Source organism: Nocardia salmonicida, assembly GCF_036142455.1.
In the GTDB taxonomy this organism is placed as follows: domain Bacteria; phylum Actinomycetota; class Actinomycetes; order Mycobacteriales; family Mycobacteriaceae; genus Nocardia; species Nocardia salmonicida.
The window spans coordinates 2,031,410-2,055,246 of record NZ_CP108014.1; the positions used below are offsets into that span (position 1 = coordinate 2,031,410).

A 23,837-nucleotide genomic window follows, 5' to 3' on the forward strand; every position below is an offset into this window, starting at 1 on the left:
AGTGTGAACTGGTCACGGCCACCATGGCCTACCCGCTGGTAGCTTGTTGTGGCGTGTATCGCAATCTGCAAAAGTCCGTTGCGTCGGTGCGGGGCCCGGCGGACATGCGTCTACTTGCGCTGCCTGGTCAGGAGTTGCTGTGTTCAGTGAAGGAAATCTGCCGATTCCGCGCTATTCGGTCTCATCCCAACACGGGCCGTTCCTCTCGCCGCAGGAGTTGGTGGCCGCGATCCATGGGCGTACCGACTGTGATCTGCCGTTGGCGCGATGGGCTCGCACTCTCGGATCGTTGTATCGGGACTGGCTGACCGAGCCCACTGCTGTTCGCGTCGGCCAACAGATCGTCGAGGTCGTGCACGACATAGATGTCTGGATCACCGCCCGGCTTCCGCGGCCCCGCCCAGGTGTTCCGCGTGGCATCGATTCGGTGGGCGGGGTAATCGGTCGTGTCGCCGAGGCCGCTGCCTGCGCTCAATGGGCACTACACAATACCCAGGACACCAATCAACGGCACCGAGCGTGGAACCATCTCGCCGAAATGCGCGAAGGCTACGAGGATATGGTGCGGTTGATCCTCGATGGATCTATCCATCTGCCCGAGTCCTGGCCCAGCATCAGTTGGTCGGCCCCGACGATGTAGCACTGGCCTGAGGCGCCTCGCCCCTTCGAATCAACATTTCGGGATGCGATGTCGGATGGAAGCGGCTAGCTGCTCATCGTTTGTCTTTCCAATCGGGGGTATCCCGATTGAGTAAGGACAACACGGGGGATGCGAGGAGTAGCGGAATGAGCACCACCAGTGTAGTCGTGACTATCGTCGTCGCAGTCGTAGTCGTCATTGTGCTTGCTGCCGTCATTGTGGCTTTGATGCGCAGTCGGCGTGAACACCGGCGGGTCGACGCGGCGGAAATCCGCGATCGGGCGGCGGAACAAGAATTCGAAGTCGGACAGCGGGAAGCGCGGGCGGAGGAGATCGCCGCCCGAAGCCGTGCCGCACAGGCCGAAGCCGACGCCAAAGCTGCTCATGCCGAACAGCTCGCCCAGCAGGCGCAGGCACACCACAGCGACGCCGCGGAATCGCGCGCCGACCTGGACAAAGAATGGGAGCGCGCGGACAGGATCGACCCCGATCAGAAGCCCAGTCAAGCGAAGGAAGATCCAGAACAGCCGACGCACAGCACCTGAATGGCCTCGGTGGTAAGTGGCACGCACCGTCAATGGGAGTGCGGCCTGGGGATATGAATGCCTGCGGCACGGAGCTCGTTCTCGAAAACCGCGGCTGCTCGGGTCGTGGCCGATTCCCGATCCTCGCCGTGGCGGGCGATGAGCGTGTACCGAGTCGCGGCATCGGTGCGTGCTTGCAGGGCGGTCACAATTTTCAGGTGTTCGGGGTTGGCGAGGTAGTGCTCGGCCATGGCGGTGGCGAGCTCGGTGATGCGCGGATCGTCCGGTTGCCAGGCCACAGCCTCAGCGGCGCGTTTGATCAAGGCGACATAGTGGGGGTCGTCGAGCGCGTGCTCGAGATGGGTGAGGTAATCGTCGAAGCCATCGGGGACAAGGGCTTTGGCCAGCACCCAGCCCTCCTGAGCCTTCGCCACTTCGTCGATGGCGAAGCCGAGGCCGGTCATCCGCTCGAGCAACGCGACCGCGCGGTCGCCCAGCAACGCCCGGTCGCCGGCGGCGAGCCGATCCAGCGTGTCACGGCGCGCGATCAAATCCTCGATCCGTTCGGTGAGCTGACGCCCGACGTCGGCGAGTGCGGCAGCGAATGACCCCGCGTCGGCAGCGAGCAGGGGCTCGACCTCGGCGAGCGGCACCCCGGCGGCCGCCAGCGTCCGGACCTGCACCAGTCGCGACAACTCTGCTGACCCGTACCGGCGGAACCCGGAGCTGTCGCGGTCGGGCTCCGCGACCAAGCCGAGCTTGTGATAGTGCCGCACCGTCTTCACCGTGACACCGACGAATGCCGCCGCCTGCCCGATCGTGACCCCGTTGTTCATCTGCTCAGACTGCCCTGTGTGGCGGCCGCTCGCGCGGCCTGACCGCCTCCGAACACCTCGTCGAGGAGCTTTTGCTGAGCGGTCTGGAACGGCACCGCCACAGACATCTCTGAGTCGTCTACGCAGGTCAGCGAGGCGGTCATGGTCTTGCTGCCGTCGGGGCTCGCATACATCAGCGTCGCATAGCCCGCATGGCCGCCGTTGTGAGTGATGACGATGCCGCCGCCGTCCGGGCCCAGGTCCCGGATGAAGACCCCTAGGCCGTAGTCCATCGTCGGGATGCCCGTCGGATGCGGTGCGCACATCTGGGTCAGCAACTCCGGGGGAAGGAGCTTGCCGCTGAGCAGCGCGGAGATGAAGGTATGCAGATCCCGGGTCGTCGAGATCATGTCACCGCCGCACGGGTTCCAGGAGGGGTTGTGCCGGGTGACGTCGACGATCTTCTCCTCGCCGTCGTCCTCGAACCGGTAGTAGGCGTGGGCGTGCGGCTCGGGAATCTCCGGTGAGTTCTCCGGAACCACGGTGCCCGACAGGCCGAGCGGTTCGATGATCAGACGCTGCATCTCCTCGGCGAAGGAGCGGCCGCTGACTTTTTCGATCAACAGCCGGGCCAGGACGTAGTTGGTGTTGGAGTAGCTCCAGCTCGTGCCGGGCTCGAATCGCGCGGGCTTGGACAGCGCCAGCTCCACCAGGTCCTGCGGCCGGTAGGCGTGGAATCGGTTGTCCACCCACTCTTTACCCAAGGGGGTGCCCGGTGCGGGGATCCCGAGCACGATCGTCCCGTCCTCGTACATCTCGCCGGTGAAGTTGAATACCCCGCTGGTGTGCTGCAACAGGATCCGCACCGTGATCCGCTCGTCGAGCCCGAGCTCGGGCAGATAGTTCGCCACCGGGGTCTCGAGGCTGATTGTGCCAACAGCCACCAGCTGCAGCACCAGGGCCGCGGTGAATGTCTTTGTGTTGCTGGCGATCCGGACATGCCCGTCGATCGGGGGCTTCGCCGTCCCGCCCAGCTCGGCCACCCCGGCACTGCCGACCCACTCGCCCCGCTCGTCGTGCACGCGCAGCGATACTCCGAGGAACCCGGATTCGACGATCTGCTCGATCGCCTTCTGCAACTCCGGGCGATCTTGTCTGGCGGCCGCAGTCCGCGGAGTGCTCTCTTCGTCGCCGGAAAGGGTGATCGACATGGTGGTTCGCTCCTTCGATTTCCAGTCGGCTTCGTGCCGCTGCGACGAGCTTCCACCCTGACCTAAGGTCAACAGCAATAGTGATCTAGCTCACCTGCGGGGTCACGAAATCCGCCGTTGTCATGGCGCACGGTTTCGGTGGCACGCGTGACACCTGGCTGCTCGGCTACGCCGAAGCCTTCGCCGATGCCGGTATCGGCACCCTCCTGTTACCGGGTGTGGATCCCGACCGCGTCATCGTCTGGGGAACGTCCTATTCGGGCGGTCATGTTCTCGCCGTCGGATTGAACCGGCCGACCACCGTCGCCGGTCGCGTGTCCTGCCCGATCCTTTTCCAGATCGGCAGGCGCTCGGCGATCAACTGCGGTTTCTGTCCGAGGTTCTCGCACCCGAGCCCACGCCCGATCGCGAGCGGCCGTCACCCGCAATCAATTGACAATTGCGACCTGACGAATGTCGGCCGGGCGTAGCTGCGTGGTGAACCACCCACGCTATTTCATCCGAATCGGGTGAAGCAGCCAGGACTCGCCGACGGCATCATTCGAAGCACATCCGGCGCCTGGGTGTTGTCGCCGTGTTGGAAGGAGCCGAGGTTCGCGTCGGCGTTCTGACTCATATCCGAGCCGCCATCGCCGGTCTCTACTCGAAGGGATCTCATGTCGCGCAAACGCACGCACGCTCCGCAGATCGCCCCGGCGTATACCGGGCGGCTGTCGATGGATCCGGTACCCGCGCTGCGGATGCCCGCGGAAAGTATGGATCCTGATGTCGCCTATCGGTTCATCCACGACGAGCTGATGCTCGACGGGAGCAGCCGACTGAACCTGGCTACTTTCGTGTCGACGTGGATGGATCCTCAGGCCGAGAAGCTGATGGCTGAGACGTTCGACAAGAACATGATCGACAAGGACGAATACCCCGCCACCGCAGCGATCGAGCAGCGATGTGTATGCATGGTCGCCGACCTGTTCCACGCTGAGGGTCTGCGCGACGACGACCCGGCCAGTGCCATCGGGGTGTCGACGATCGGATCCAGCGAGGCGGTGATGCTGGCCGGGCTGGCCATGAAGTGGCTGTGGCGCGCGAAGGTCGGCGACGGGTGGAAGGGCCGCACCCCCAACATGGTGATGGGTTCCAACGTGCAGGTGGTGTGGGAGAAGTTCTGCCGCTACTTCGACGTCGAACCGCGGTATCTGCCGATGGAGAAGGACCGCTACGTCATCACGCCCGAGCAGGTGCTGGAGAACATCGACGAGGACACCATCGGCGTCGTGGCCATCTTGGGCACGACATTCACCGGTGAACTCGAACCGATCGGCGATATTTGCGCGGCACTCGACAAGCTCGCTGCCGACGGGGGACCGGATATCCCGGTGCACGTCGACGCGGCCAGCGGCGGCTTCGTGGTGCCCTTCGTCCATCCCGAGCTGGTGTGGGACTTCCGGCTACCGCGCGTGGTGTCGATCAATGTCAGTGGTCACAAATACGGGCTGACCTATCCCGGCATCGGGTTCGTGGTGTGGCGCAGCCCCGAGTACCTGCCCGACGACCTCGTCTTCCGGGTCAACTATCTGGGTGGCGACATGCCGACCTTCACACTCAACTTCTCCCGGCCCGGCAATCAGGTCATCGGCCAGTACTACAACTTCCTGCGGCTCGGTCGCGCCGGCTACGGCCAGGTCATGCATTCCCTCTCCCAGACCGCGCGATGGCTCGGCGATCGGCTGCGCGAGAGCCAGCACTTCGAGGTGATCACCGACGGCTCGGCGATCCCGGTGATCAGCTTTCGGCTGTCCGGCAACCCCGGCTACACCGAGTTCGACGTCTCGGAAGCGTTGCGCGCCTACGGTTGGCAGGTGCCCGCCTACACCATGCCGGACAACGCCACCGATATCGCCGTATTACGCATCGTGGTGCGGGAAGGGTTCTCCGCGGACATGGCCAGGGCATTGAGCGATGACATGACCACCGCGCTCGGACATCTCGACGCGCTCAAGCCCAACGGATACTTCGACCGGCTGCGCCCGTTCGCGCACTGAGCCCGGCCGGGGAATATCCTCTGCAAAGGTCGGCCCAATTATTCAACGCACATCGCAACATTCGCGCGAAATCAAATGACCGTCTCAGCGGGCCGCCTTGCACCCCCAGATTCACGTTCCGACGCATTGCCGATCAGCTGGACAGCGCTGTGGTGCGGGGGATGCGTTGCGCCCATGTCGGTATCCAGACCTCGGTCTCGGGTGTGTCCGCTCGTCTGGAGTCGAGGTAGTTGCGGAGCTTCCTGAGCGCGGGATGCGGATTGTCCTTCCGCCAGATCAGTGACATCGGGTAGATCGGTGTCGGGTGACGCACCGGTATGCGCCGCAGGTCGTAGCTGTCCGGCCATAGGTACCGTGTGCCCTCACCGATCAGGGTCGCCAAATCTGATGAGTCGGCTATCTCGTCGAGCAGAGCCTCTTTTGCGAAGACAGGGCCGAGCACGTCGATGGTGAACCCGAATGTGGCGGTGAGTTCGGTGTAGTAGTCGGTGACTTCGCCACGGCCGACAAGGCCGGGCATCCAGATTCGGTGTCCGGCCAGCTGCGTGGGCGTGACGGTGCGGGCGTTGGCGAGCAGGTGACGCGGGCCGACGAGCAGTTGGTGCGGTTCGTTGATTACTCGGGCAGTGCGGATCGCCGGGGGTAGATGTTGCTGAGGGGGGACGGCATGGAAGCTGGCATCGATCGTTCCTGCTTCGACAGCGGCGATCGCGGCATCGACGTCGGCATCGAGGGTGACAAGGTCCAGTTCGATGTCGGGATGCGCGCGATGGAAGTCCTGCAGGGCCATTGCTGTTATGACGCGCCGGGCGACGATGTCCACGCGTAGTGCGCGGCGGCCGGGGCGAACGGAAGCGTCGGCGCGCTCTGCGACTCGAAGCAGTTCCCGGGCATGGGGCAGAAATGCCTGGCCGTCGATGGTGAGCTGGGCGCCGCGGGCCGTGCGGGCGAACAAGCGCACACCCAGATGTTTCTCCAGAGTCGCGATGCGCTTGGAGACCGCCTGCTGCGTGATCGATAGCGCTGTGGCAGCTTCCTGGAACTGGCCCTGGTCCGCAGCGGTGACGAAGGTGCGCACGGCATTGAGATCCACGCGTTGAACCCTACTCGCACAACACTTGGTTGTGGCTCGCCGTCGGATCGGTTGTTTGATTCTGCTCTGTCGGCGCCTTGCTTTGATCACTGCGATCAACAGTGAGTTGTTCGAAGGGGAGGATTCGGGTTTTGGTGGCCAGACGATCGTTGGGTCGGCAGTTTGGATTGCTGTGGGCGTCCTACGCGGTCAGTGCCTACGGCTCTGGGCTGGGGTTCGGTGCGTTGCCGCTGATCGCGGTGCTGGTGTTGGATGCCGGCGCTGTTCAGGTATCCACGCTGTCGGCGGTGGGACCAGCGGTGGGCGCGCTGATCGCGTTGCCGCTCGGGCCGTGGGTGGAGTTCCGCCGCAAGCGATCGGTGATGATCTCGATGGACCTGGCGCGGTTCGCGGTCATGCTGACGATCCCGGCCGCCTATGCCTTCGGAATGCTCAGCTTCGTGCAGTTGCTGGTCGTCTCGGTGGTGGTCGCCGCGACCAAGATCGCCTTCGGGGCAGCGAGTGGGGCCTACCTCAAGGCGTTGGTCCGGCCGGACGATCTGCTCGTGGCCAACGCACGGTTCGAGTCGACGACGTGGAGTTCCATAGCCGTAGGGCCGCCCCTGGGCGGAGCGGCGATCGGCCTGTTCGGGCCCGTCGTCACCGTGGTGGCCGACGCGCTGAGCTACCTGCTCTCCGCGCTGGGGATCGCCGCGATACGGGGCCGCGAAGAACCTCCGCAACGCACCGACAAGCGCCGGATTCGAGCGAGTGACCTGCTCGAGGGCTGGCAACACCTATTGGCATGCAACGGCTTACGGGCGCTCTACCTCAACCAGCTGCTCGTCAGCGGTCTGATCATGGCCACCGAGCCGCTCTTGGCCGTGTTGCTGCTCCGAGAGCTCGAATTCTCGCCCTGGCAGTACGGCCTCGCCTTCGCCGCCCCGTGTCTCGGCGGGCTCATCGGCTCACGCCTGGCCGGGCGGGCCGTGGCGAGGTACGGCCAATTCCGGATCCTGCGTACGGTCGGTACGCTGCGCGTGGTCTGGCTGATCGGCCTCGCGTTCGTGCAGCCCGGGGTGGTAGGCCTCGTAACGGTGATCGCTGTCGAGCTCGCGATCATCATCAGCATGAGCCTGTACAACCCGGTACTGGCCACCTACCGACTCGAGCAAACCCCCAAAGATCTTGTGGCCCGCACCCTTTCGGCCTGGTCCATCAGCAGTAGCGCCGCCATAGCCATCCTCGGCGCACTAGGTGGAGTGCTCGCCTACGCCACCAGCCCACGCACAGCAATCGCGGTTGTAGGACTGCTGATCCTCGCCACTCCGCTGGTGCTGCCCCGCCGCCAGGACTTCAGATCTACACCCGACCTCGCAGTGCCCACAACCCGAGCCCAATCGCAGGTAGCGGTCGGTTCACATGAAGCCAAGCAATAATGCCACCAACAACTTTCAGCTACAGCTCGAGCGGCGGTTCGACCCGACCGGGATTCCGCACCGGCCAGCGTTGCGAGTCTCCTCCAGGTCGACGACGCGTGCCGGAAATATCGACTTGGAGACCGGAGCTGCTGGCGGCTACATGCAAATGGGATCCGCTCGGAGCGATTTCAACTCGAACCTCACGCCTGAGTCCCAGCTCAGAGACCGGACAGAGGTTACCGGCGGCACCGGTGAGTGCTTGCGGCTGTTTGTCTCGGCTCAGGCCGGTTATTCGTTACTCGACTGGCCCGACAGGAGCAGGGCGGTCGGACCCGACTGGAAGGGGTTAGACAATGAGCACAGCTGACAAGGCCAACAACAAGGCTGAAGAACTCGCCGGTCAGGCGAAGGAGAAGTTCGGCAGCGCGGTCGACGACAAGCACCTCGAGAACGAGGGCAAGAGCGACCAGGTCAAGTCCAATCTCAAGGCCGCGGGTGAGAAGGTCAAGGATGCTTTCCGCAGCTGACCGATAATTCTGTCGCTGCCGTCGAGCGGGTGCGCGCCCTACCGGGTGCCGCCCGCTCGTTCGTGTCCGCATACCGCCCGACGAACGGCGCACCCTTGTCGCTATGCGCGCTGCAGTCCCTGAACGCCATTCATGGAGCCATCAGCACGCCGTCGAGTCCAGAAAAGTCGTGATGGTGAGGATCGCGATCGCGACTCCGGGTGTGTACCGCGCCAGCCGCGCGAATGGTGAGTTGTCTTACAGCTCAGGGTCTTACAGGTCTCGGCTCATCATTTCGAGGTGGAGTCGTCGTCGGCCCGGTCGGTGGTGGCGGCCAGGCTCGCGTCCGCGGCGAGGGTACCGGCGGGTGCGGTGTTGGCGGTGAACATGCCGTGACGTGCGTTGCGTACCCAGGCTGGGGCGTGTGCCGACCGCGTTCAGCGATGTTGGGCCGACTCCGGACCGCGTCGCTCCATTGACGCCGATGGTGGATGCTGAGAGACTAGATGTGTCAATCTCTCATTCACTCAATCTGGGACGCGGTGGAGTAAGCCGATGGCGCCAACTACTGATACCCCTATTTCCTTGAATCGTGCGTTCGAAGCTGCGGTGGAGTGTCCCGACGAAGTCGTGCTGAACGTCGCGGGGACCATGCCGGATGGCTTGCGCGGCACGCTGTATCGCAATGGCCCGAGTAGGTGGGAGGCCGGGGGGTTCTGGGCCGGGCACGCCTTCGACGGCGACGGGTTGGTTTCGAAGTTCGTCATCGACGGCGGCGAGGTGCGGTTCCGGTCGCGGTACGTGCGGACTCCGAAATTCCTTGCAGAGGAACGTGATCGAGGCGCGAGGGTGCGAGGCTTGTATACGCAGGCATCCGGCATCTTGGCGAATACGGGACGGCCGCCCGCCGACAATGCCAACACTCACGCGGTGGTGCACGCGCGGCGCCTGTTGGCACTCAGTGATATAGGAAGGCCCTGGGAGATCGATCTGGATGATCTGCGCACTGTGGGGCGGTGCGACTTCGGCGGGAAATTGCCCCGCTCGTCGCGGTTCTCGGCGCACCCGAAGATCGATCCGGCAACGGGGGAAATGTTCAACTTCGGTCTGGATGTGACAGTCGGCCGCCGAACTCCGGCAGGCCTGCGTTGTTTTCGGGTAGACCCATCGGGTCGGCTGCATCGCCTCGGCACCGTCGGTCTCGATCACGTTGTCGTGCAGCATGACTTCGCAATCACCGAACGTTACCTGGTATTCGCCTTGGCGCCGCTGGTCGTCGACCCGGTGCGGGCCGGACTGGCGGTGCTCGGCCGGGGAACCTATGGCGATGCAGCGGACTATCGGCCGGAGAAGGGGATGCAGATCGTGCTCGTGCCGCGTGACGGCGGCCGTCACCGGATCGTTGAGTGCGACCCATTTCTTTACGTGCACGTCGACAACGCGTACGACGAACGTGGCGATGTCGTCCTCGACGTCGTATGTCACGACTCGCTCGCATTCTTGACCAGCGGGTTGAAGTCCTTCCGCGACGGGCTGCCACCCGTCGGACGTCCGGCCCGCGTGCGGATCACCAAGTCGGGGCACGTCGAGCGCACGATCATCGGTGAGTTCGAGTCGGTGGAGTTTCCCATGCATGATGAACGACGTACCGGGCGACCACATCGGTTCAGCTACTTCGCTGCCTACCATCCTGACACTTCCGGCGCCATCGTGAAATTCGACCATCGGACGGGTCGTGAACGTCGTCACGTCTTCCTCGGGGGCGAGTTCGCCGGCGAGCCGATCTTTGTTCCCCGGTCGAAAACCGCGGCAGAGGACGACGGATGGATTCTGGTTATCACTTATCTAGCCGCCGAACATTGCACCGCGCTGGTTGTCCTGGATGCCACCGACATCGAACGCGAGCCATTGGCGATCGCCCGTATGACCAGCCATGTATTTCCTGGTTTCCACGGTAGTTTCACCGACGACGTCGCAGGCCGATAGTCGACCCGCCGCACCGGCACCGGCCGAACCCGGGCTCGTGGTCGATGGGGAGGTCATAGTCGAACACGCAGACAGGTCCTCGTGGTTGGAGGTTCTGGGTACACGCGGTCAGGGTCGCGGCGAGCCCGGCGGCGGTGCGGCCAGGAGCGTGCGTCGCTGCGGGCACACTTTCCATGTAGGGCATCGAGAACCGGTACGGCGTTGAGGGCGGTGACGCGCCCCTGATGGCGCCGTGAACTATCTGGTGGCCGCCATACCGAGTTCGCCTCGATGCATCTGATCGGGGCAACGGTCGAGCAATCGCGACGAATGTTGGTCTGTGAAGCCGTCGCGGGCAGCCTCGGCGCTGTGGCCGGCACCATACCTTTCGCGATCGCCAAGACCGGCGAACCACTCGCAGCGCTGGCAACGCTGCCGCATTCGCTCGCCATCGCTGTCGGCACGGGCACCACTCTCGGCGTGACCGCGCTGGCGGGCCGCCGCGTAATCCGCACGGCCGCTGCATGACCGGAGGCCGCTGCGGCAAAAGACTCGGCTGCGTCGCTGGCACCGAGCAGTTCGGAACGGCGAGGTGGCAGGGCCGAACGCCGCAGACTGGCTGGTGTCCGCGGGCTAGGTCGACTTGGCGCGTAGTCGATCGCGTTCCGCGCGTAGCCGAGCGACGGTGTCTTCGAGCTCGAGGATGCGAGCCACCGCGGTCAGATTGACCCCATCGCCGGTAAGGGTGGTGATGCGGTGCAGGCGCGTCAGGTCTTCGCCGCTGTAGCGGCGGGTGCCGCCGGCGCTACGCGCGGGCGTGACCAGGCCGTGCTGCTCGTACAGGCGCAGGGTCTGGACCCCGATGCCGGCCAGCTCCGCGGCAACGGAGATCGCATACACCGCCTGTGCTGGTGACGGCCCTGAGTTGTGCGGGGAGACCATCGGCGTCCTCTCGATTACTACGATTCTCTCCTAGATTACTTGTTTCCAGTACTTGCACTCATCTAGGTAGAGTGCTAGAAAATATCTATGTCAGATGACAGAGGTTATCTGAACATCGTACTAGTGAGAATGGAGTGAGTTGGAGGTGGCGACCATGTTGATGCGCACCGATCCTTTCCGTGATCTGGACCGGTTGACCCAGCAGATGTTCGGCACTGCGGCACAGCCGGCAGCGATGCCGATGGATGCTTGGCGCGACGGCGATGAGTTCGTGGTCGAGTTCGATCTGCCCGGAATCGACCCGGAATCGCTGGATTTGGACGTCGAACGCAATGTGGTGACCGTGCGCGCGTCGCGGCCCGGCCTCGACGCGAATCGGTCGATGATCGCCGCGGAGCGCCCGCGCGGGGTGTTCAGCCGTCAGTTGTTCCTCGGCGAGAGCCTCGACACCGACCAGATCCGCGCCGACTACCGCAACGGTGTGCTGCGGCTGTCGATCCCGGTCGCGGAGAAGGCCAAACCCCGCAAGATCGAGATCGCCCGCGATCACGACCGCGAACCCCAGGTGATCAACGCCTGAATCCATTGGGAGAGGTCGGCGATGTCTGCCTCGAGCACCGAGGCAGACAGTCGCATATCGAACGATCTCCGAGCCCTTGCGAATGAGCTGAATTCGACTCCCTGCAGTCCGGTGGCCGGGCCCGCGGATCCGGCCACCGCCGCCATCCCGTCCGCTAGCCGAATCGAGGAGGACCCGATGACAGCCTTGCCGAGTGGTTCCGAGGCCGATCGCGTCGAACAGGAGACCTTCGTCTCGGATTCGGACCGCGAATCAGGCCTCGACGTCGCCGCCGTGTACGCCCAGGAGCCTGGGCGCGGCGCCGATCTGACCGACTGTATCGACCAAGCCTGGAGCCTTCCTGATGCCGACGACGACCTCTCCTGTCTTGCCTGCTGAGCGCTGCACGCACCCGGACCCGCATCAGCACGAGGCCAGGGAATCCCGGTACTGGCAGCCCGGCCACGTGAGCTGGTTCGACGCGGCGAAAGGGTTCGGGTTCTTGCGCTCCGACCGGGGCGGACCGGCGGTGTTCTGTGACTACACCGCCATCGCTACCCCGGGCTACAAGCACCTGCACGCCGGACAGCGCGTGATCTTCACCGTGACCGACACCGGTCGTGGGCCCGAAGCCGGCCAAGTGCTGACCTATGACGAATCCGGCACTGACATTGCGATCGCCACATCCCGACCTGGGGGTTGGGTGCGATCGCTGCTGCGGGCTCGCGCAACCCGCAGCCACTGAGCGCACGCAGTTCGACCTATTGCGAGGAACAGCAATGCCTACCGACTACGCCACTGACAGACAAGAACCGGCCACGCAGACCGAGACCACCGTCGTCCGGTGGCCCGAACCCAGCCCTCTCGACACGTGGTGGACCGAGATCATGGATGGTGTTTCACCACTGGGCGAATCGCGCTCTCGTCACTGACCGCCACGACCACGGCCCTTTCGTGTGTGGCTCCGGGGGCCGGGCGCTGGGTCTTTCCTTGATCGGTGTGCTGTGGCCAACTACGGTGAGCGCCAGCATCCGGATGGATCACCGAGGCCGGACCCCGCTGGCTCGTTACCCCCGAGGAAGGTCGCCGATGGGCTTCGTACAGCACTTCGACCACGTCGGCATCACCGTTGCCGATCTCGACACCGTCACCGCGTTCTTCGTCAGCCTGGGCCTGCAGGCTGATCAGAAGATGGCTGTCGAAGGCGAGTTTCTGGACACCGTGATCGGCATGAGCGGTGCCGCCACCGAGATCGTCATGCTGCGCTTGCCTGGCGGCGGGACAACGCTGGAGCTGTCGAGTTTCACACGCCCGGATCACCTTCCGGGTTCGCCGGTCGCACCGGCCAACGAACTGGGGCTGCGCAACGTCGCCTTCGAAGTAACCGACCTCCAGGCCGCGGTTGAGCACGCGGCAGCCGGCGGCTACGGCCTGGTGGGCGGTATCGGCGAGTACGAGGGCTCGTGGCGGATGGCCTACGTGCGCGGACCCGAAGGAATCATCGTCTCGCTGGCCGAGCGCATCCAGGACTGAGGAGGCAGCATGAGCTCGACGGTGACCGACGAACAGATCCGGACGCTGGCTGCGACCGCGAAACCCTACAGCCTGGCGTTGCTGTACTGGGGGCCCGAGCGTTCGATGGATGGTGCGGACGCCATCGAACTCGAACATCAGCGACGCATGGTGTCGCTGCGCGCCGAGGGGGTGATCGCTGTCCTGTGCCCGGTCGTCTCCGACACCGTGGCCGGTGTCGCGATCATGACTGTGTCGGCCGAGCAAGCGGCGGAGATCATGGCCGCAGACCCCTGCGTTCGCGCCGAAATGCTGCGCTGCGAGGTACACCCATGCCATGGCTTCCCCGGCGACACCCTCCCCGCATGAGCGATCCGGGCCCCGCCGATCGGAGCAGGGATGACCGTTCCCAACGCCGCGAGTCCGAAGGGTGACCAGGAGCGGAGGTCGAGTACCCCGCGTCGGCAGATCATCCGCGCCCGTGGTCCCTGAAAAAAGAAGCGCCGCAGTGTGATTCGATGATCGGTTCGCTCGACGCGAGTATGTCGTACGGACTGTGCTGCCGGGAGGATTCCGCCGGTGCATCGTTTCGCGAAAGGACAACTCGATATGACACGGTCTGCCATCGGGCGCACAGTTGCGATGATCGGAGCCGCGGGCACCCTAGCCGGGGCCGTTGTCGCGGGCGCCGGTGTTGCCAGCGCCGCTGACGTCCCTGCCTGCAAGGTGGCATCGTCGAGGAAGCCGGGACGACATGTGGTCGTCTCGGCCGACCTGATGAACGCCGATCAGGGTTGCACGCCGGCTGTACTGCCGCCGAGCGGCATGGCGGGCAGACCGAGTTTGCGATGGTCCCAGGAGCGGATCCGCGTCGGCTCGACCCGAACGACGATGCGTTTGTGCATCATGGACTCGACCAGGGGACGAGCCTGCTCGGTGTAGGGACCGACGTAGCGGCGGAAGACGTCGATTCCGGCGTTCCAGTACTCCTCATCCTCGGGGTCCTCGATCAGGTGCGCTGTTCCTTCGATCGAAACGCCGCGCAGCTGGTCATAGGTGTCGCCCGCCTCGGCCATGCAGGTCAGGGTCGGGTTGCGGCGCAAGTTGGCTGCCTTCTGCGACTTCGCCTTGGTCTCGAAGTAGATCTTGCCGTCGATGTGCCCGAACCACATCGCTGTCAGGTGCGGTTTCCCCTCGGCATCGAGGGTGGCCAAGGTGAGCACCCTGCTGCGGTCGAGGAACTGCGCGATCTCCTCCGCGCTCATCTGCACCGTAGCCCGCTGTTTGACTCCCACGTCCACCTCCCGCTCGATCTTTCAGCCGACCTTATCGAGCAACCGCGCTCGGCGATCCCGAACGCGATCATTCGCTGGTCGGCGCGGCTGTGGGCCGATCACCGGGTGCATGCCGAATCGTGCCGTAAGCGAGGAATAGGAACCAATTCTATACCGACGCTGCGTCATACGCGGCGATGACGTCTGCGGCGATCCGTCCGCGGGTAGAGACGGTGTGACCGTTTTCGCTGGCCCACGAGCGAATGGCGGTGAGATCGCTGCGTGGGGTGGTTGCACTCGCGGATTTCTTTCCGGCGAGACGACCGGCGGAAGTCTTGGCGCGGCCGATTCGACGGGCGTAGGGGAGCCACTGGTCGAACGTTTCGCGCAGCTTGGTGGCGTTCGTATCGGACAGGTCGATTTCGTAGGTGAGTCCGTCCAATGCGAACGTGACGGTCTCGTCGGCGTCGGAAGTGCCGTCGAAGTCGTCGATAAGGCTGACAACGACTTTGCGAGCCATGGGAATCCTTTTCATTCGAGTGCGGAAGGTTTCACACGGATGCTAGTAGCTGGAGGCCGGTCGAGCGCGTCCAGTGCCAGCGCACTGGCAGCGGTTGGGCCGTTCCGCGCTGTGCGCTGACGCCACAGAGGATCTCGCGACGGTGGCGCAATGATCCTCGGTCGAGGTATCTGACAGAGTACGACCGTCATATCGAGAATCGACTCACGGATTCGGGCTCGATGGTGATGAGCAACCATTTGCCGGCCAGCATCTTGTTGAGTTCGTCGGCTCGACTCTCGTCGTCGAGGTCCCAGTAGCGAGCCGCCAGGCGGGCGAGCAGCTCGTGGGCTCCGTCGGGTGAGATGGTGGTGTGGCCGGCGACGGAAACCCAGCGCTCGCGTTCACCGACGGGGGCCGCGACGACGATGGAGGCGCGGGGGTCGCGCCGCAATCGCGAGACCTTCACCGAGTCCGGGTCGGTGAACAGTTGGATTGTGCCCTCGGTGGTGACCTCGAACCACACCGGCCGGGGTTGGGGCGGTATCGGTCCGTCGGCTACGGACAGAAACCCGTACAGGTGGCGTTCGAGAAACTCGATATCCTTGGCGGTCAACGAATGTGGTGCGGTGCCCATCGTGATCCTTCCGAAGAGTGAGGGGTGTTGTGGGCCCAGTCAACGCAGCCGACTCGGGCAATTCCATAGGTGAGAAGCCGGATTTGATGTCTATTCGTCTAACCATCGCCGACGCACCGACGCGGCAGGGGAGTGCGTTTATGCCACGGGCCAGGTCAGTGCCCGGTCCGCGCGATTGCCAATAGGTGCGCGCTTGCGTCGATCAGCAGTGGGTCCTGCTCCAGTAGTCGTGCACAGTGCAGTGCTGCGGTGACGAGGGATCGAAAGCTGTGTTGTCCGGCGTGATCGAGTGTTGGCCAGGCCGGACCTTCGACGCCGTAGGCCACGACATCCAGGTAGCGACTGATCGCGGCCGCGATCAGGATGCCTCCGGGACGAAGCACGCGTATGGCCTCAGCCAAAGCAGGGCGCACCCGGAACGATGAATCTTATGGTCGTACCACGCGGTCCGTGCACGGAGAGGTGATGTCACTCGTGCCGGAATTTGCCCAGGTCAGTGGTCGGGGATGTGCACCGTGATTTCCCCGCCGAGGTGATACCCCTCGGCCAATCGCAGGTTGTCGCCACTCCAAAATCTGCCCGGGTCATACCAATTCGGACGTCTGTTCGGCAACAGGCCCATGGCCTCATACGTCATGGCGACGATCTCCGCGCAGTAGGCGTTCTCCAGACCGGCCTGATCGGATTGGCGCTCTTTCGACCGCTTCGGTACCGGCACCCGGCCCAGCAACCAGCGCCCCGCGAGCGCGCCGGTGGAGGGGAAGGGCATGCCGTCGAGCCTGGCCACCACTCGCAGCGCTGCATCCTCCATCTCGCTGGTCACCGGGCGATCCAACTGACGTATCCATGCCTGTTGCCCGTACTCCTGGCTCCATCGGATGACCGCGGCCCGCAAATCGTGCAGCTGTGCTCCGCGATGATGGCTACCCGACCAGATATCGGGCAGTGCCCGACCGAGCTCGGCATGCCATATCAGCGCTGGTAGGTCATCGATGACCACTGCCATGCCGACGTGGTTCACCGGGCTGTTGGTCAACCCCCGGATCGCGCGATCGGCGCGAGAATGCCCGCGAAACAGCCATAGATCCCCCGTTCGTGTTAGCTCTACTGCTTCGTCCAAGCCGATACTTATCGGCGTTTCGTCAGGCACAGCGACTAGCCTAGGCGCATGCGCTGGTGGAAGATATTGGGTCTGGCCGGGACCGCGGGTGTCGCGGCGACCGGGGTGGTCATCGTCCGGGCCGAACGCAAACGGCGCGCGTACACCCCAGATCAGGTCCGCGAACGGCTGCACGCGCGCCTCGGCGATCAATCCAACCGACCGAACCCCTCCACGCCAGTCGACGACGGAAAGTCCTGATCGAAGATCGTCGTGGGCCTCCCTCTATTCGAGGGAGGCGACACGACCTGCCATCGGCAGAAACGCGTGTTCGTCTGAGCCGACCGTCCAACGATGCCGTCTACGCGAGCGGCGGGGCCCAGTGTGGGCGAGCCGCTAGATCGCGGGTATCTGCTCGCCTTGTACGACTTCGATGTCGAGTTCGATCTTGACGGTGGTGCCGACCGCGGCCACTCCCGCGCGCACAACCGCGTTGTAATCGATGGCGAAGTCGTTGCGGTGCAACAGCGTTTCGGCGTGGAACGCGGCGCGTACACCACCCCATGGATCTGGCCCGAACCCACCGAAGGCCACCTCGAGATCGACCGAGCGGCGCTGCCCGTGCATAACCAGCTCACCGGGCATCACCCAGGTGTCACCCCCGGTACGACGAAACCCGTGAGCGGTGAAAGTGATCATCGGATACCTGTCGACGTCCAAGAACTCCGGCGAGCGCAGGTGATTGTCACGCATCGAGATACCGGTATCGATACCCGCTGCCTTGATCTCCGCGTGCCCGGTGGACCGCTCGAACGACTCGGCGATATCGAGTCGCCCACTCACGTCGGCGAATCGGGCTTTGATACTCGCGATTCCCAGATGACGCGCGGTGGCGATCACCGTCGAATGTGCCGGATCGATCGTCCATGGCCCCGGCGGGGGCAACGCCACTGCCCCTATCGCCGGCACCAACACCACCTCACCGAGCGTGCCCGTCCCCGTAGAAGAGATCTGCGCGATCCGCGCCACCGGCTCGAAACCGACAGCGGTGAGCACCGCGGTATGAATACCCGCGGGCAGCAGGCTGGTGCTCACCGCTCCGGTTTCGTCGACAACCGCGCGGGCGATCTGGCGGCCTGTCATATCCGTCACCGTCAACACCGCGTCCGGCACCGGCCATCCCTCCGCGGTGCGAACACGACCGGTCAACCCGCTCATCAACGATCCCCGAGCTCGTGACCGAGCCGCACGTCGTAGGCGGCCTCGCCACCGGTCACGGTGACCTGCCCGGTCACCGGCGGATAACCACGAGCGACCACGGTGTATTGCCCCTCGAGAAGATCGGTCACGACGTAGCGACCGTTCTCATCGGTGCGCACCGATGCGGCCACCTCACCCGCAGAGTCGAGCACAGTGACCAGTACGTCCGGCACCGCCCGCTCGCCGTCGGCCCGCGCCGATCCGGCGAGCACCGCCATCGCGGTCAACTCGATGTCATGACGCAAGACGCCACTGTCGGGCACCGTCAATGTGATCGCGCTGGGACGCATGTGCTCAGCGGCCGCGACCAAGGTGTAGACACCCGACACCACACCGTGGCACAGGTAGGCGCCGTCGCCGCCCGTGACCGCGGCCCCGACCACCTCACCCCGCATATCGGTCACTGTGACGGTCGCACCCGACAACGGCGACCCGTGAACCGCGGTACGGACGACACCCGACAACTCACCGGAACCCACCAGGGTCAGATCCATCGGCTGGGTCCGCTGACCCACCGACACATTGACCGCGGTCGGCTGGTGCCCCATCGCCGACACGATCAACACATGGGCACCCGACTCCGGCGCACTGATCGCAAAACCACCATCAGCGGCACTGCTCGCTCGCGCGACCTGACGGCCACGCTGATCGATCAACGTCAACACCGCACCCGACAACGGATGACCATCCTCGCGGCGGACATGACCGTCCACCGCTCCACGGCCGATGCCCGACCCGGACAACTCGCGGGGGGACGGAGCGGACTGCGCCGACGCGTCGACCTGGTACGCCCGATGACCGTTCTGATCTACCGGTGCGCGTCCGGCCGAGGCAGGCACCAGCTCCGACTCGGACAACACTCGCTCAGCGCCTTCCCAGACCGGGTCTTGTTCCCACCTCGACTCCGCGAGTACGGCCAATTCGGCATCCAGCGCCGCCATTGCGTCGGCATCGGTCGGATTGTCCTGCGACGCGGACTCTTTCGCGGTCGGGTCGAGGGCCGGATCGATATCGATCGTGCTACGCAACGGACGGTTCGGAAGCCACGCGGTCGCAAGGAGGGCGACGACCGCCGCCCCCGCGGCGATGAGGAAGATCCGACCGGTCGCATCGCCGTAGGCGGCACGCACGATCGTCGCGATCGGTGCGGGTAGGCCGTGGAGGTTCAGATTGCTGCCGCCGGAGGAACTGGTTGTCACACCGATCTTCGCGAAACCTTCTGTCGACAGCTCGCTCACCCGGGTAGCCAGGACCGACCCCAGTACGGAGACGCCGATCGCGCCACCGAACGTGCGGAAGAACGCGACGCTGCTCGATGCCGCGCCGATATTGTGCACGCTCACGGTGTTCTGCACGGCCAGCACCAGGTTCTGCATCATCATGCCGACACCGAGCCCGACAACGGCGATGTAGGTGCCGACCAGCCACAGGTTGGTGGCGTGATCGATCGTCGAGAGCAGCCCGAACCCGACCACCAACAGCGCACCGCCGGTGACGACGAACGCCTTCCATTTCCCGAACCGGGTGATCAGCTGTCCCGAACCGGTCGACGCGACGAGCATGCCCGCGACCATCGGGATGGTCAGCACTCCGGCCACCGTCGGTGAGTATCCGCGAGAGGTCTGGAAGTACTGGCCGAGGAAGGTGGTCGCTCCGAACATGCCGATTCCGACGGCGATCGAGGCGATGATCGCCAGGCCGGTGGTGCGCTCGGTGACGATCGACAGCGGGATGATCGGCGACTTGGCTCGGGATTCGACCAGCAGGGTCGCGAGCAGCAGCACTACGCCCACGCCGACATACAGGGCCGATTCGCGGGAGAACCACGCGTAGTAATCGGCCTTTCCCGCGAACGACACCCAGATGAGCAGCACCGACACACCGGCCGTCATCAGGGCGGCTCCGAGCCAGTCGATCGACACCCCGTCCTTGCGTTCGGTCGGCAGCCGCAGGGTCCGCTGCAGCAGCACCAGGGCGATCACGGCCAGGGGCACACAGACGAAGAAGCACCAGCGCCAGCCGAGCGGACTGTCGACGATGACGCCGCCGAGGATGGGTCCACCCGACATCGACACCGCCATCACCGCACCCATGTAGCCGGAATAGCGTCCGCGTTCACGCGGCGAGACGATGGAACCGATGATCGCGACCACGAGCGCGGTCAATCCGCCCATGCCGATGCCCTGGATGACTCGTGCCGCCAACAGCATGGGCACATTGCCCGCCACGCCCGCGATCACCGAACCGATGACGAAGATGACGATGGCCGACTGGACCAACAGCTTCTTGTTGAACAGATCGGCGAACTTGCCCCAGATCGGGGTGGACGCGGCGTTGGCCAGCAATGCTGTGGTGATAACCCAGGCGTATGCGGTCTGCGACCCTTCCAGGTCGCCGATGATCGTGGGCAGCGCGGTCGCCACGATCGTGGTGCTGAGCAGTGCTGTGAACAGCGCCGCCAGCAGCCCGGTCATGGCTTCCAGGATTTGACGATGGGTCATCGCGACCGGGGTCCGCCCCGTCCCCGCGTCGACTGAATTAGACATCCGCTTCCTGACTTCCTGTCGAATCCGGCCGACGCGCGCCCACCGCGCTGTGGGGCGCAACCGTGGCCAGTGAATTCCTGAGCTTGAGAACAACCGAGGTGGCCTGTTCTGCTTCGTCCTCGCTCCAATGGGCGAGAGCGGTCTGCAATCCCCGTGCCCGCGATATTCGGACGCGCCGCAGCAGATCGCTTCCTTCGCCGGTGATCTGGATGAGAGTGGCCCGGCCATCGTTGGGATCGGCGTGGCGGGCAATGTTGCCCGAGCGCACCAGCTCGGCAACATGCCTGCTCAGTGTCGATGGGCTGATGCACAAGTCCACCGCGAGATCCACCTGTCGGCACGGACCTCTGGCCTCGAGCGAGCCCAGCACGCCGATGCCGCCGGGAAGCAGATCACCTTCGTCCGGATGGGAGAGGGCAGCGCGGATGGCCCGGCCCATGAAATAGAGCTCTCTGATCAGGCTCTGAGCCGTATCGGGTGACACTGCCATGACTGCTCCCAGACGGACGAAATTTACTTGCAGAATGCAACTATACATTACATTACTTGCGCTAAGCAACGAGCCGATCGGGGTAGTCCTTGCCGGCACCTATGCGTTGAGCTCGGTCTCTGGCGATATAGCCGCGCCGATGCCAGCGCTTGGTCGACAGCGGTAAGCGCAGGCTGCATGGCAAGCCGAACCGAATCTGTGCCAGCTGCTGCCCGGTCTTTACCTGCACTCGTGAACCGAGAAAGCGCTGCCATTATTGTCATAGCAGCCAAGTTCTTCGCTGTATTCACCAGACTGTTCCCTGTCGTGCTGTGTGAAGACACAATCGGAGCCATGCTCGTGCAACAACCCGTCTCTGCCTTGCCCCCGCTGACAGCTCGACTGCTCAGTCGTTGGCCACAGATCGCCGAGCGGATGCTGACCGAGGGCCTGGACGCCACCGCACCCGCCGAACTGCCCGACGGTCACTTCACCGCCGAGGTCTTGCCGACGATCTACGCCTGTGGCAGGGCTGTCCTCGAAGCTATCGGCGCCGACCGTGAGTTCACCCGTGCCGAGGTCACCGCGTTCGTGGCGCCGGTCGCCGAGCGCCATGCCGAGGACAGACTGCCGCTGTCGATGCTGATCAGCGCGATTCATCGATCAGCACAGGCCGTGCTCGCCGAAGCCGCGGCGGTCGCTGACCCCACGCAGATGGATGAGTTCGTCCAGGTGTTCAACCGACTGCTCGAATTGCTGCGACGCATCAATATGACCGTCGTCGAGACCTACACCGAGGTCGAACAGTCGATCTACCATGCCGAGCGGGAGGCCCGGCGCGAACTGTGCTCGGCGCTGGTTCGCGGGCTACCCGCCGAAGAACTCGCCGTGCGCGCGGACACCATCCTCGCTGACCGGTACACAGTGCTGGCGATCCATGTCAGCGAACCGGCGCGCACCGGCAGCGCGGTCAACCTGGTGACTCGGCGCCGGATTCGATTGCTGCAACGCGCACTCTATGAGCTCACCGGCGCCACCACTCCCGCGACTTTCGACGGCGCGAGCGGGATTGCGTTGGTGGGCAACAGCTCCGAGTCCGACATCATCGACGCCAAGCGGTTCGATGAGCTGGCCGCCAGGCTGTCGCAGCAGTTCGGAGTCACGGTGTATCTCGCGGAATTCTCTGGAGTAAGCCGCGACGGGATTCCGGCGGCGGCCAAGGACGCGGGCGAACTGACCGAGCTGGCGCGTCTCTGCGGTCGACCCGGGGGCTGCTACCGGCTCGATGATCTGTTGCTGGAGTACCAGCTCACCCGGCCGGGTCCTGCGCGAGAACGGCTGGCGCAGCGCGTGATTCCGCTACTGGCGAGCCCTCATCTGCTCGAGGCATTGGAGGCCCACCTGCAATATGGGGCCGACCGCAAAACAGCCTCGCGCCGCATCCACGTCCATCCCAATACCTTTACCTACCGGCTGCGCCGCATCGCCGAACTCACCGGTCTCGACCCGGCCCAACCCACGGATTCGCGCATGCTGGCAGCGGCGCTCACCGTACACCGGCTCGGATCCTCTCAACATCAACCCGAGGCCTAGGATGCAGTATTTGTGAGACCGGTGCCGTCGGACAGTGATCCTGTGCGCTCGGCCGGTTCTCGCAGGCTGTCGAAGTCATTTCGCCCTCCTGCGCAATCAGTCCGGTGCGGATCGGATGCTTACTGCGTCGCACGATCTGGGACAGTTCGCAGTTACAGCATCACACTTCCTTGACGCGTCAGCAGGTGTGTTCGGCGGCCTTTTTGATACCGCTGACTTGGCTCTCCCACATGCCGCGAGCGTGTTCCACCTCGTCCGCGTCGGCATTGTTGTCTTGGCTCAGCAGCAGATGAGTCGTCGCGCCGTCCTCGGTCAGCTCGTAGGTGAGCGTGTGGTAATTCTCCGGCACGTCCGGCTGGCCGGTGAGCGAGCTGAAGTGGGTCATCTTCAGCAATCAGCCGGGCTCGAATTCGAGGATCTCGCCCTTGTCCTCGTATTGCCGCCCCTTGAACTCGCCCCTCCAGACGATCGGGCCGCCTACCTCCCAGTCGGTTATCACCTCGGCCCCGAACCAGAGCTCGCGGAGCTGCTCGGGATCGGTCATCACGGCCCACACGTGCGTGGAGGAGGTGCTGATATCGATCTCTGCGGTGGCAATGTATCCGGTCATTATTGCAACTCCCATAGTCGAGTGCCTTCACCGTATAAGGGCAGTGCACTGTGGTCTTGGACAAACACGTCATGCGGCCGAACGCACCGTCCGCGCCCGGCCATAATCGCCAAACCAGACGGCACCAAGTTCGGCAAAACCTGAGGTGGCGCAATCTGGCGCGACCCGGAGATGACTCGCCGTATTCCTTCTACCAAATCTGGCTCAACGCCGAGGACGCCAAGGCCGGCGACTACCTCGAGATCTTCACCTTCCTCCCGCAGCCAGGACGAAATCACGGTGCTCGAGGAATTCGCCAGGAGCGATCCGCTCGACAAGAGGCCCAGCGCGCATTCGCCGAGGACATCACCACCTTGGTCCACGGTGAGAAAACGATGCACCCTGTGTGCGCCGCCACCCAGGCACTCTTCGGCAGCGGCGATCTGACAACGCTGGACGCATCCACGCTCTTACGGTTGATCGTCGGGCGTCATGTCTGCAGCAAGACGGCAAGAGCCCTGTGTCCTCCTCGCAGATCAACAGCTCTGAAACCGCCACGCCCCGAAACGATTTCGCACGTGCTGCGCACCGAAGCCGCGCCGACACGCCGGAGTTCTCCTACGATGGACGGCGGCAGATACCAGCACAGCATGAGGGGTCGATGA

The 23,837-nt window shown here is 64.4% G+C and carries 29 protein-coding genes and 2 pseudogenes; 16 read left to right on the forward strand and 15 right to left on the reverse strand.

What is annotated here, in order from left to right; all coding sequences use genetic code 11:
* The first annotated feature begins 139 nt into the window (after positions 1 to 139).
* Both OHS03_RS09595 and OHS03_RS09600 read left to right on the forward strand, forming a co-directional pair.
* Positions 140 to 640, forward strand: a complete 501-nt coding sequence (locus tag OHS03_RS09595) for a hypothetical protein (protein WP_328662402.1) — start codon at positions 140 to 142, stop codon at positions 638 to 640.
* Between the two features lie 146 nt (positions 641 to 786).
* Positions 787 to 1,185 carry a hypothetical protein gene (locus OHS03_RS09600; RefSeq protein ID WP_062990881.1) on the forward strand — a complete coding sequence of 133 codons (399 nt, stop codon included), beginning with the start codon at positions 787 to 789 and terminating at the stop codon, positions 1,183 to 1,185.
* Between the two features lie 29 nt (positions 1,186 to 1,214).
* Here the strand turns inward: OHS03_RS09600 and OHS03_RS09605 are convergent, their stop codons facing one another.
* Complete coding sequence (locus tag OHS03_RS09605; RefSeq protein WP_328662403.1) at positions 1,215 to 2,000, reverse strand: MerR family transcriptional regulator; 786 nt, start codon at positions 1,998 to 2,000, stop codon at positions 1,215 to 1,217.
* Positions 1,997 to 3,190 carry a serine hydrolase domain-containing protein gene (locus OHS03_RS09610; RefSeq protein ID WP_328662404.1) on the reverse strand — a complete coding sequence of 398 codons (1,194 nt, stop codon included), beginning with the start codon at positions 3,188 to 3,190 and terminating at the stop codon, positions 1,997 to 1,999. Before OHS03_RS09610 ends, OHS03_RS09605 begins: the two co-directional genes overlap by 4 nt.
* Positions 3,191 to 3,297: 107 nt before the next feature.
* Here OHS03_RS09610 and OHS03_RS09615 point away from each other — a divergent pair.
* Positions 3,298 to 3,471: pseudogene (locus OHS03_RS09615) on the forward strand (alpha/beta hydrolase); the annotation flags it as partial.
* Positions 3,472 to 3,846: 375 nt separating this feature from the next.
* On the forward strand, positions 3,847 to 5,229 hold the full coding sequence (gene gad / locus OHS03_RS09620) for a glutamate decarboxylase (protein WP_328662405.1): 1,383 nt from the start codon (positions 3,847 to 3,849) through the stop codon (positions 5,227 to 5,229).
* 133 nt (positions 5,230 to 5,362) lie between these two features.
* On the opposite strand, the gene OHS03_RS09625 is transcribed toward gad, so the two are convergent.
* Entirely contained in the window at positions 5,363 to 6,322 is a 960-nt protein-coding gene (locus tag OHS03_RS09625) for a LysR family transcriptional regulator (RefSeq protein ID WP_328662406.1), read from the reverse strand.
* Positions 6,323 to 6,456: 134 nt separating this feature from the next.
* Here OHS03_RS09625 and OHS03_RS09630 point away from each other — a divergent pair, with 134 nt between their 5' ends.
* From OHS03_RS09630 to OHS03_RS09645, 4 genes are all read left to right on the forward strand, one after another.
* Positions 6,457 to 7,740, forward strand: coding sequence for an MFS transporter (locus tag OHS03_RS09630; protein WP_328662407.1), 1,284 nt, complete (start codon positions 6,457 to 6,459; stop codon positions 7,738 to 7,740).
* Between the two features lie 335 nt (positions 7,741 to 8,075).
* Positions 8,076 to 8,249 carry a CsbD family protein gene (locus OHS03_RS09635; RefSeq protein ID WP_328662408.1) on the forward strand — a complete coding sequence of 58 codons (174 nt, stop codon included), beginning with the start codon at positions 8,076 to 8,078 and terminating at the stop codon, positions 8,247 to 8,249.
* Between the two features lie 534 nt (positions 8,250 to 8,783).
* Positions 8,784 to 10,214, forward strand: a complete 1,431-nt coding sequence (locus tag OHS03_RS09640; RefSeq protein ID WP_328662409.1) for a carotenoid oxygenase family protein — start codon at positions 8,784 to 8,786, stop codon at positions 10,212 to 10,214.
* 348 nt (positions 10,215 to 10,562) lie between these two features.
* Positions 10,563 to 10,721, forward strand: a complete 159-nt coding sequence (locus OHS03_RS09645) for a hypothetical protein (RefSeq protein WP_328662410.1) — start codon at positions 10,563 to 10,565, stop codon at positions 10,719 to 10,721.
* Positions 10,722 to 10,826: 105 nt separating this feature from the next.
* On the opposite strand, the gene OHS03_RS09650 is transcribed toward OHS03_RS09645, so the two are convergent.
* Positions 10,827 to 11,135: a MerR family transcriptional regulator gene (locus OHS03_RS09650; protein WP_056817405.1), complete on the reverse strand. Its 309-nt coding sequence runs from the start codon at positions 11,133 to 11,135 to the stop codon at positions 10,827 to 10,829.
* Positions 11,136 to 11,274: 139 nt separating this feature from the next.
* On the opposite strand from OHS03_RS09650, the gene OHS03_RS09655 reads away from it, so the two are divergent.
* The 5 genes from OHS03_RS09655 to OHS03_RS09675 all read left to right on the forward strand — a co-directional run bounded on the left by OHS03_RS09655 (position 11,275) and on the right by OHS03_RS09675 (position 13,575).
* Complete coding sequence (locus OHS03_RS09655; RefSeq protein ID WP_328662411.1) at positions 11,275 to 11,715, forward strand: Hsp20/alpha crystallin family protein; 441 nt, start codon at positions 11,275 to 11,277, stop codon at positions 11,713 to 11,715.
* Between the two features lie 177 nt (positions 11,716 to 11,892).
* Positions 11,893 to 12,093, forward strand: coding sequence for an Rv3202a family protein (locus OHS03_RS09660; RefSeq protein WP_328662412.1), 201 nt, complete (start codon positions 11,893 to 11,895; stop codon positions 12,091 to 12,093).
* The gene (locus tag OHS03_RS34665; RefSeq protein WP_407942470.1) at positions 12,059 to 12,439 is read left to right on the forward strand and encodes a cold-shock protein; all 381 of its coding nucleotides are present in this window, start codon (positions 12,059 to 12,061) and stop codon (positions 12,437 to 12,439) included. Before OHS03_RS09660 ends, OHS03_RS34665 begins: the two co-directional genes overlap by 35 nt.
* A 344-nt stretch (positions 12,440 to 12,783) precedes the next feature.
* Complete coding sequence (locus OHS03_RS09670; RefSeq protein WP_328662413.1) at positions 12,784 to 13,227, forward strand: VOC family protein; 444 nt, start codon at positions 12,784 to 12,786, stop codon at positions 13,225 to 13,227.
* Between the two features lie 9 nt (positions 13,228 to 13,236).
* Entirely contained in the window at positions 13,237 to 13,575 is a 339-nt protein-coding gene (locus OHS03_RS09675; protein ID WP_328662414.1) for a YciI family protein, read from the forward strand.
* Positions 13,576 to 13,994: 419 nt separating this feature from the next.
* On the opposite strand, the gene OHS03_RS09680 is transcribed toward OHS03_RS09675, so the two are convergent.
* The 5 genes from OHS03_RS09680 to OHS03_RS09700 all read right to left on the reverse strand — a co-directional run bounded on the left by OHS03_RS09680 (position 13,995) and on the right by OHS03_RS09700 (position 16,766).
* Positions 13,995 to 14,501, reverse strand: coding sequence for a pyridoxamine 5'-phosphate oxidase family protein (locus OHS03_RS09680; RefSeq protein WP_063055031.1), 507 nt, complete (start codon positions 14,499 to 14,501; stop codon positions 13,995 to 13,997).
* A 148-nt stretch (positions 14,502 to 14,649) separates the two neighbouring features.
* Positions 14,650 to 15,000 (reverse strand): histone-like nucleoid-structuring protein Lsr2, encoded by a 351-nt coding sequence (locus OHS03_RS09685; RefSeq protein WP_328662415.1) that lies wholly within the window; start codon positions 14,998 to 15,000, stop codon positions 14,650 to 14,652.
* Between the two features lie 187 nt (positions 15,001 to 15,187).
* Positions 15,188 to 15,616 (reverse strand): pyridoxamine 5'-phosphate oxidase family protein, encoded by a 429-nt coding sequence (locus tag OHS03_RS09690; protein WP_328662416.1) that lies wholly within the window; start codon positions 15,614 to 15,616, stop codon positions 15,188 to 15,190.
* Positions 15,617 to 15,771: 155 nt separating this feature from the next.
* Positions 15,772 to 15,999, reverse strand: a complete 228-nt coding sequence (locus OHS03_RS09695) for a hypothetical protein (RefSeq protein WP_328662417.1) — start codon at positions 15,997 to 15,999, stop codon at positions 15,772 to 15,774.
* A gap of 110 nt (positions 16,000 to 16,109) precedes the next feature.
* Positions 16,110 to 16,766, reverse strand: a complete 657-nt coding sequence (locus tag OHS03_RS09700) for a hypothetical protein (protein WP_328662418.1) — start codon at positions 16,764 to 16,766, stop codon at positions 16,110 to 16,112.
* Positions 16,767 to 16,784: 18 nt separating this feature from the next.
* On the opposite strand from OHS03_RS09700, the gene OHS03_RS09705 reads away from it, so the two are divergent.
* Positions 16,785 to 16,976: a hypothetical protein gene (locus OHS03_RS09705; protein ID WP_328664544.1), complete on the forward strand. Its 192-nt coding sequence runs from the start codon at positions 16,785 to 16,787 to the stop codon at positions 16,974 to 16,976.
* A 135-nt stretch (positions 16,977 to 17,111) separates the two neighbouring features.
* Here OHS03_RS09705 and OHS03_RS09710 read toward each other — a convergent pair whose 3' ends face one another.
* The 4 genes and pseudogenes from OHS03_RS09710 to OHS03_RS09720 form a co-directional block, all read right to left on the reverse strand.
* Positions 17,112 to 17,933 carry a YceI family protein gene (locus OHS03_RS09710; RefSeq protein ID WP_063054959.1) on the reverse strand — a complete coding sequence of 274 codons (822 nt, stop codon included), beginning with the start codon at positions 17,931 to 17,933 and terminating at the stop codon, positions 17,112 to 17,114.
* Positions 17,933 to 18,916, reverse strand: coding sequence for an MSCRAMM family protein (locus OHS03_RS34670; RefSeq protein WP_407942506.1), 984 nt, complete (start codon positions 18,914 to 18,916; stop codon positions 17,933 to 17,935). The genes OHS03_RS09710 and OHS03_RS34670 overlap by 1 nt, the downstream gene beginning before the upstream one ends.
* 48 nt (positions 18,917 to 18,964) lie before the next feature.
* Positions 18,965 to 20,476: pseudogene (locus tag OHS03_RS34675) on the reverse strand (MDR family MFS transporter); the annotation flags it as partial.
* 37 nt (positions 20,477 to 20,513) lie between these two features.
* On the reverse strand, positions 20,514 to 21,011 hold the full coding sequence (locus OHS03_RS09720; protein ID WP_063003223.1) for a MarR family winged helix-turn-helix transcriptional regulator: 498 nt from the start codon (positions 21,009 to 21,011) through the stop codon (positions 20,514 to 20,516).
* Between the two features lie 333 nt (positions 21,012 to 21,344).
* Between OHS03_RS09720 and OHS03_RS09725 the strand changes: the two genes are divergently transcribed.
* Positions 21,345 to 22,583, forward strand: a complete 1,239-nt coding sequence (locus tag OHS03_RS09725; RefSeq protein WP_328662420.1) for a PucR family transcriptional regulator — start codon at positions 21,345 to 21,347, stop codon at positions 22,581 to 22,583.
* A gap of 178 nt (positions 22,584 to 22,761) precedes the next feature.
* Here the strand turns inward: OHS03_RS09725 and OHS03_RS09730 are convergent, their stop codons facing one another.
* Both OHS03_RS09730 and OHS03_RS09735 read right to left on the reverse strand, forming a co-directional pair.
* Complete coding sequence (locus tag OHS03_RS09730; protein ID WP_328662421.1) at positions 22,762 to 22,968, reverse strand: SRPBCC family protein; 207 nt, start codon at positions 22,966 to 22,968, stop codon at positions 22,762 to 22,764.
* 9 nt (positions 22,969 to 22,977) lie between these two features.
* Positions 22,978 to 23,193 (reverse strand): SRPBCC domain-containing protein, encoded by a 216-nt coding sequence (locus OHS03_RS09735; protein WP_328662422.1) that lies wholly within the window; start codon positions 23,191 to 23,193, stop codon positions 22,978 to 22,980.
* A 56-nt stretch (positions 23,194 to 23,249) separates the two neighbouring features.
* On the opposite strand from OHS03_RS09735, the gene OHS03_RS09740 reads away from it, so the two are divergent.
* Entirely contained in the window at positions 23,250 to 23,837 is a 588-nt protein-coding gene (locus OHS03_RS09740) for a hypothetical protein (RefSeq protein ID WP_328662423.1), read from the forward strand.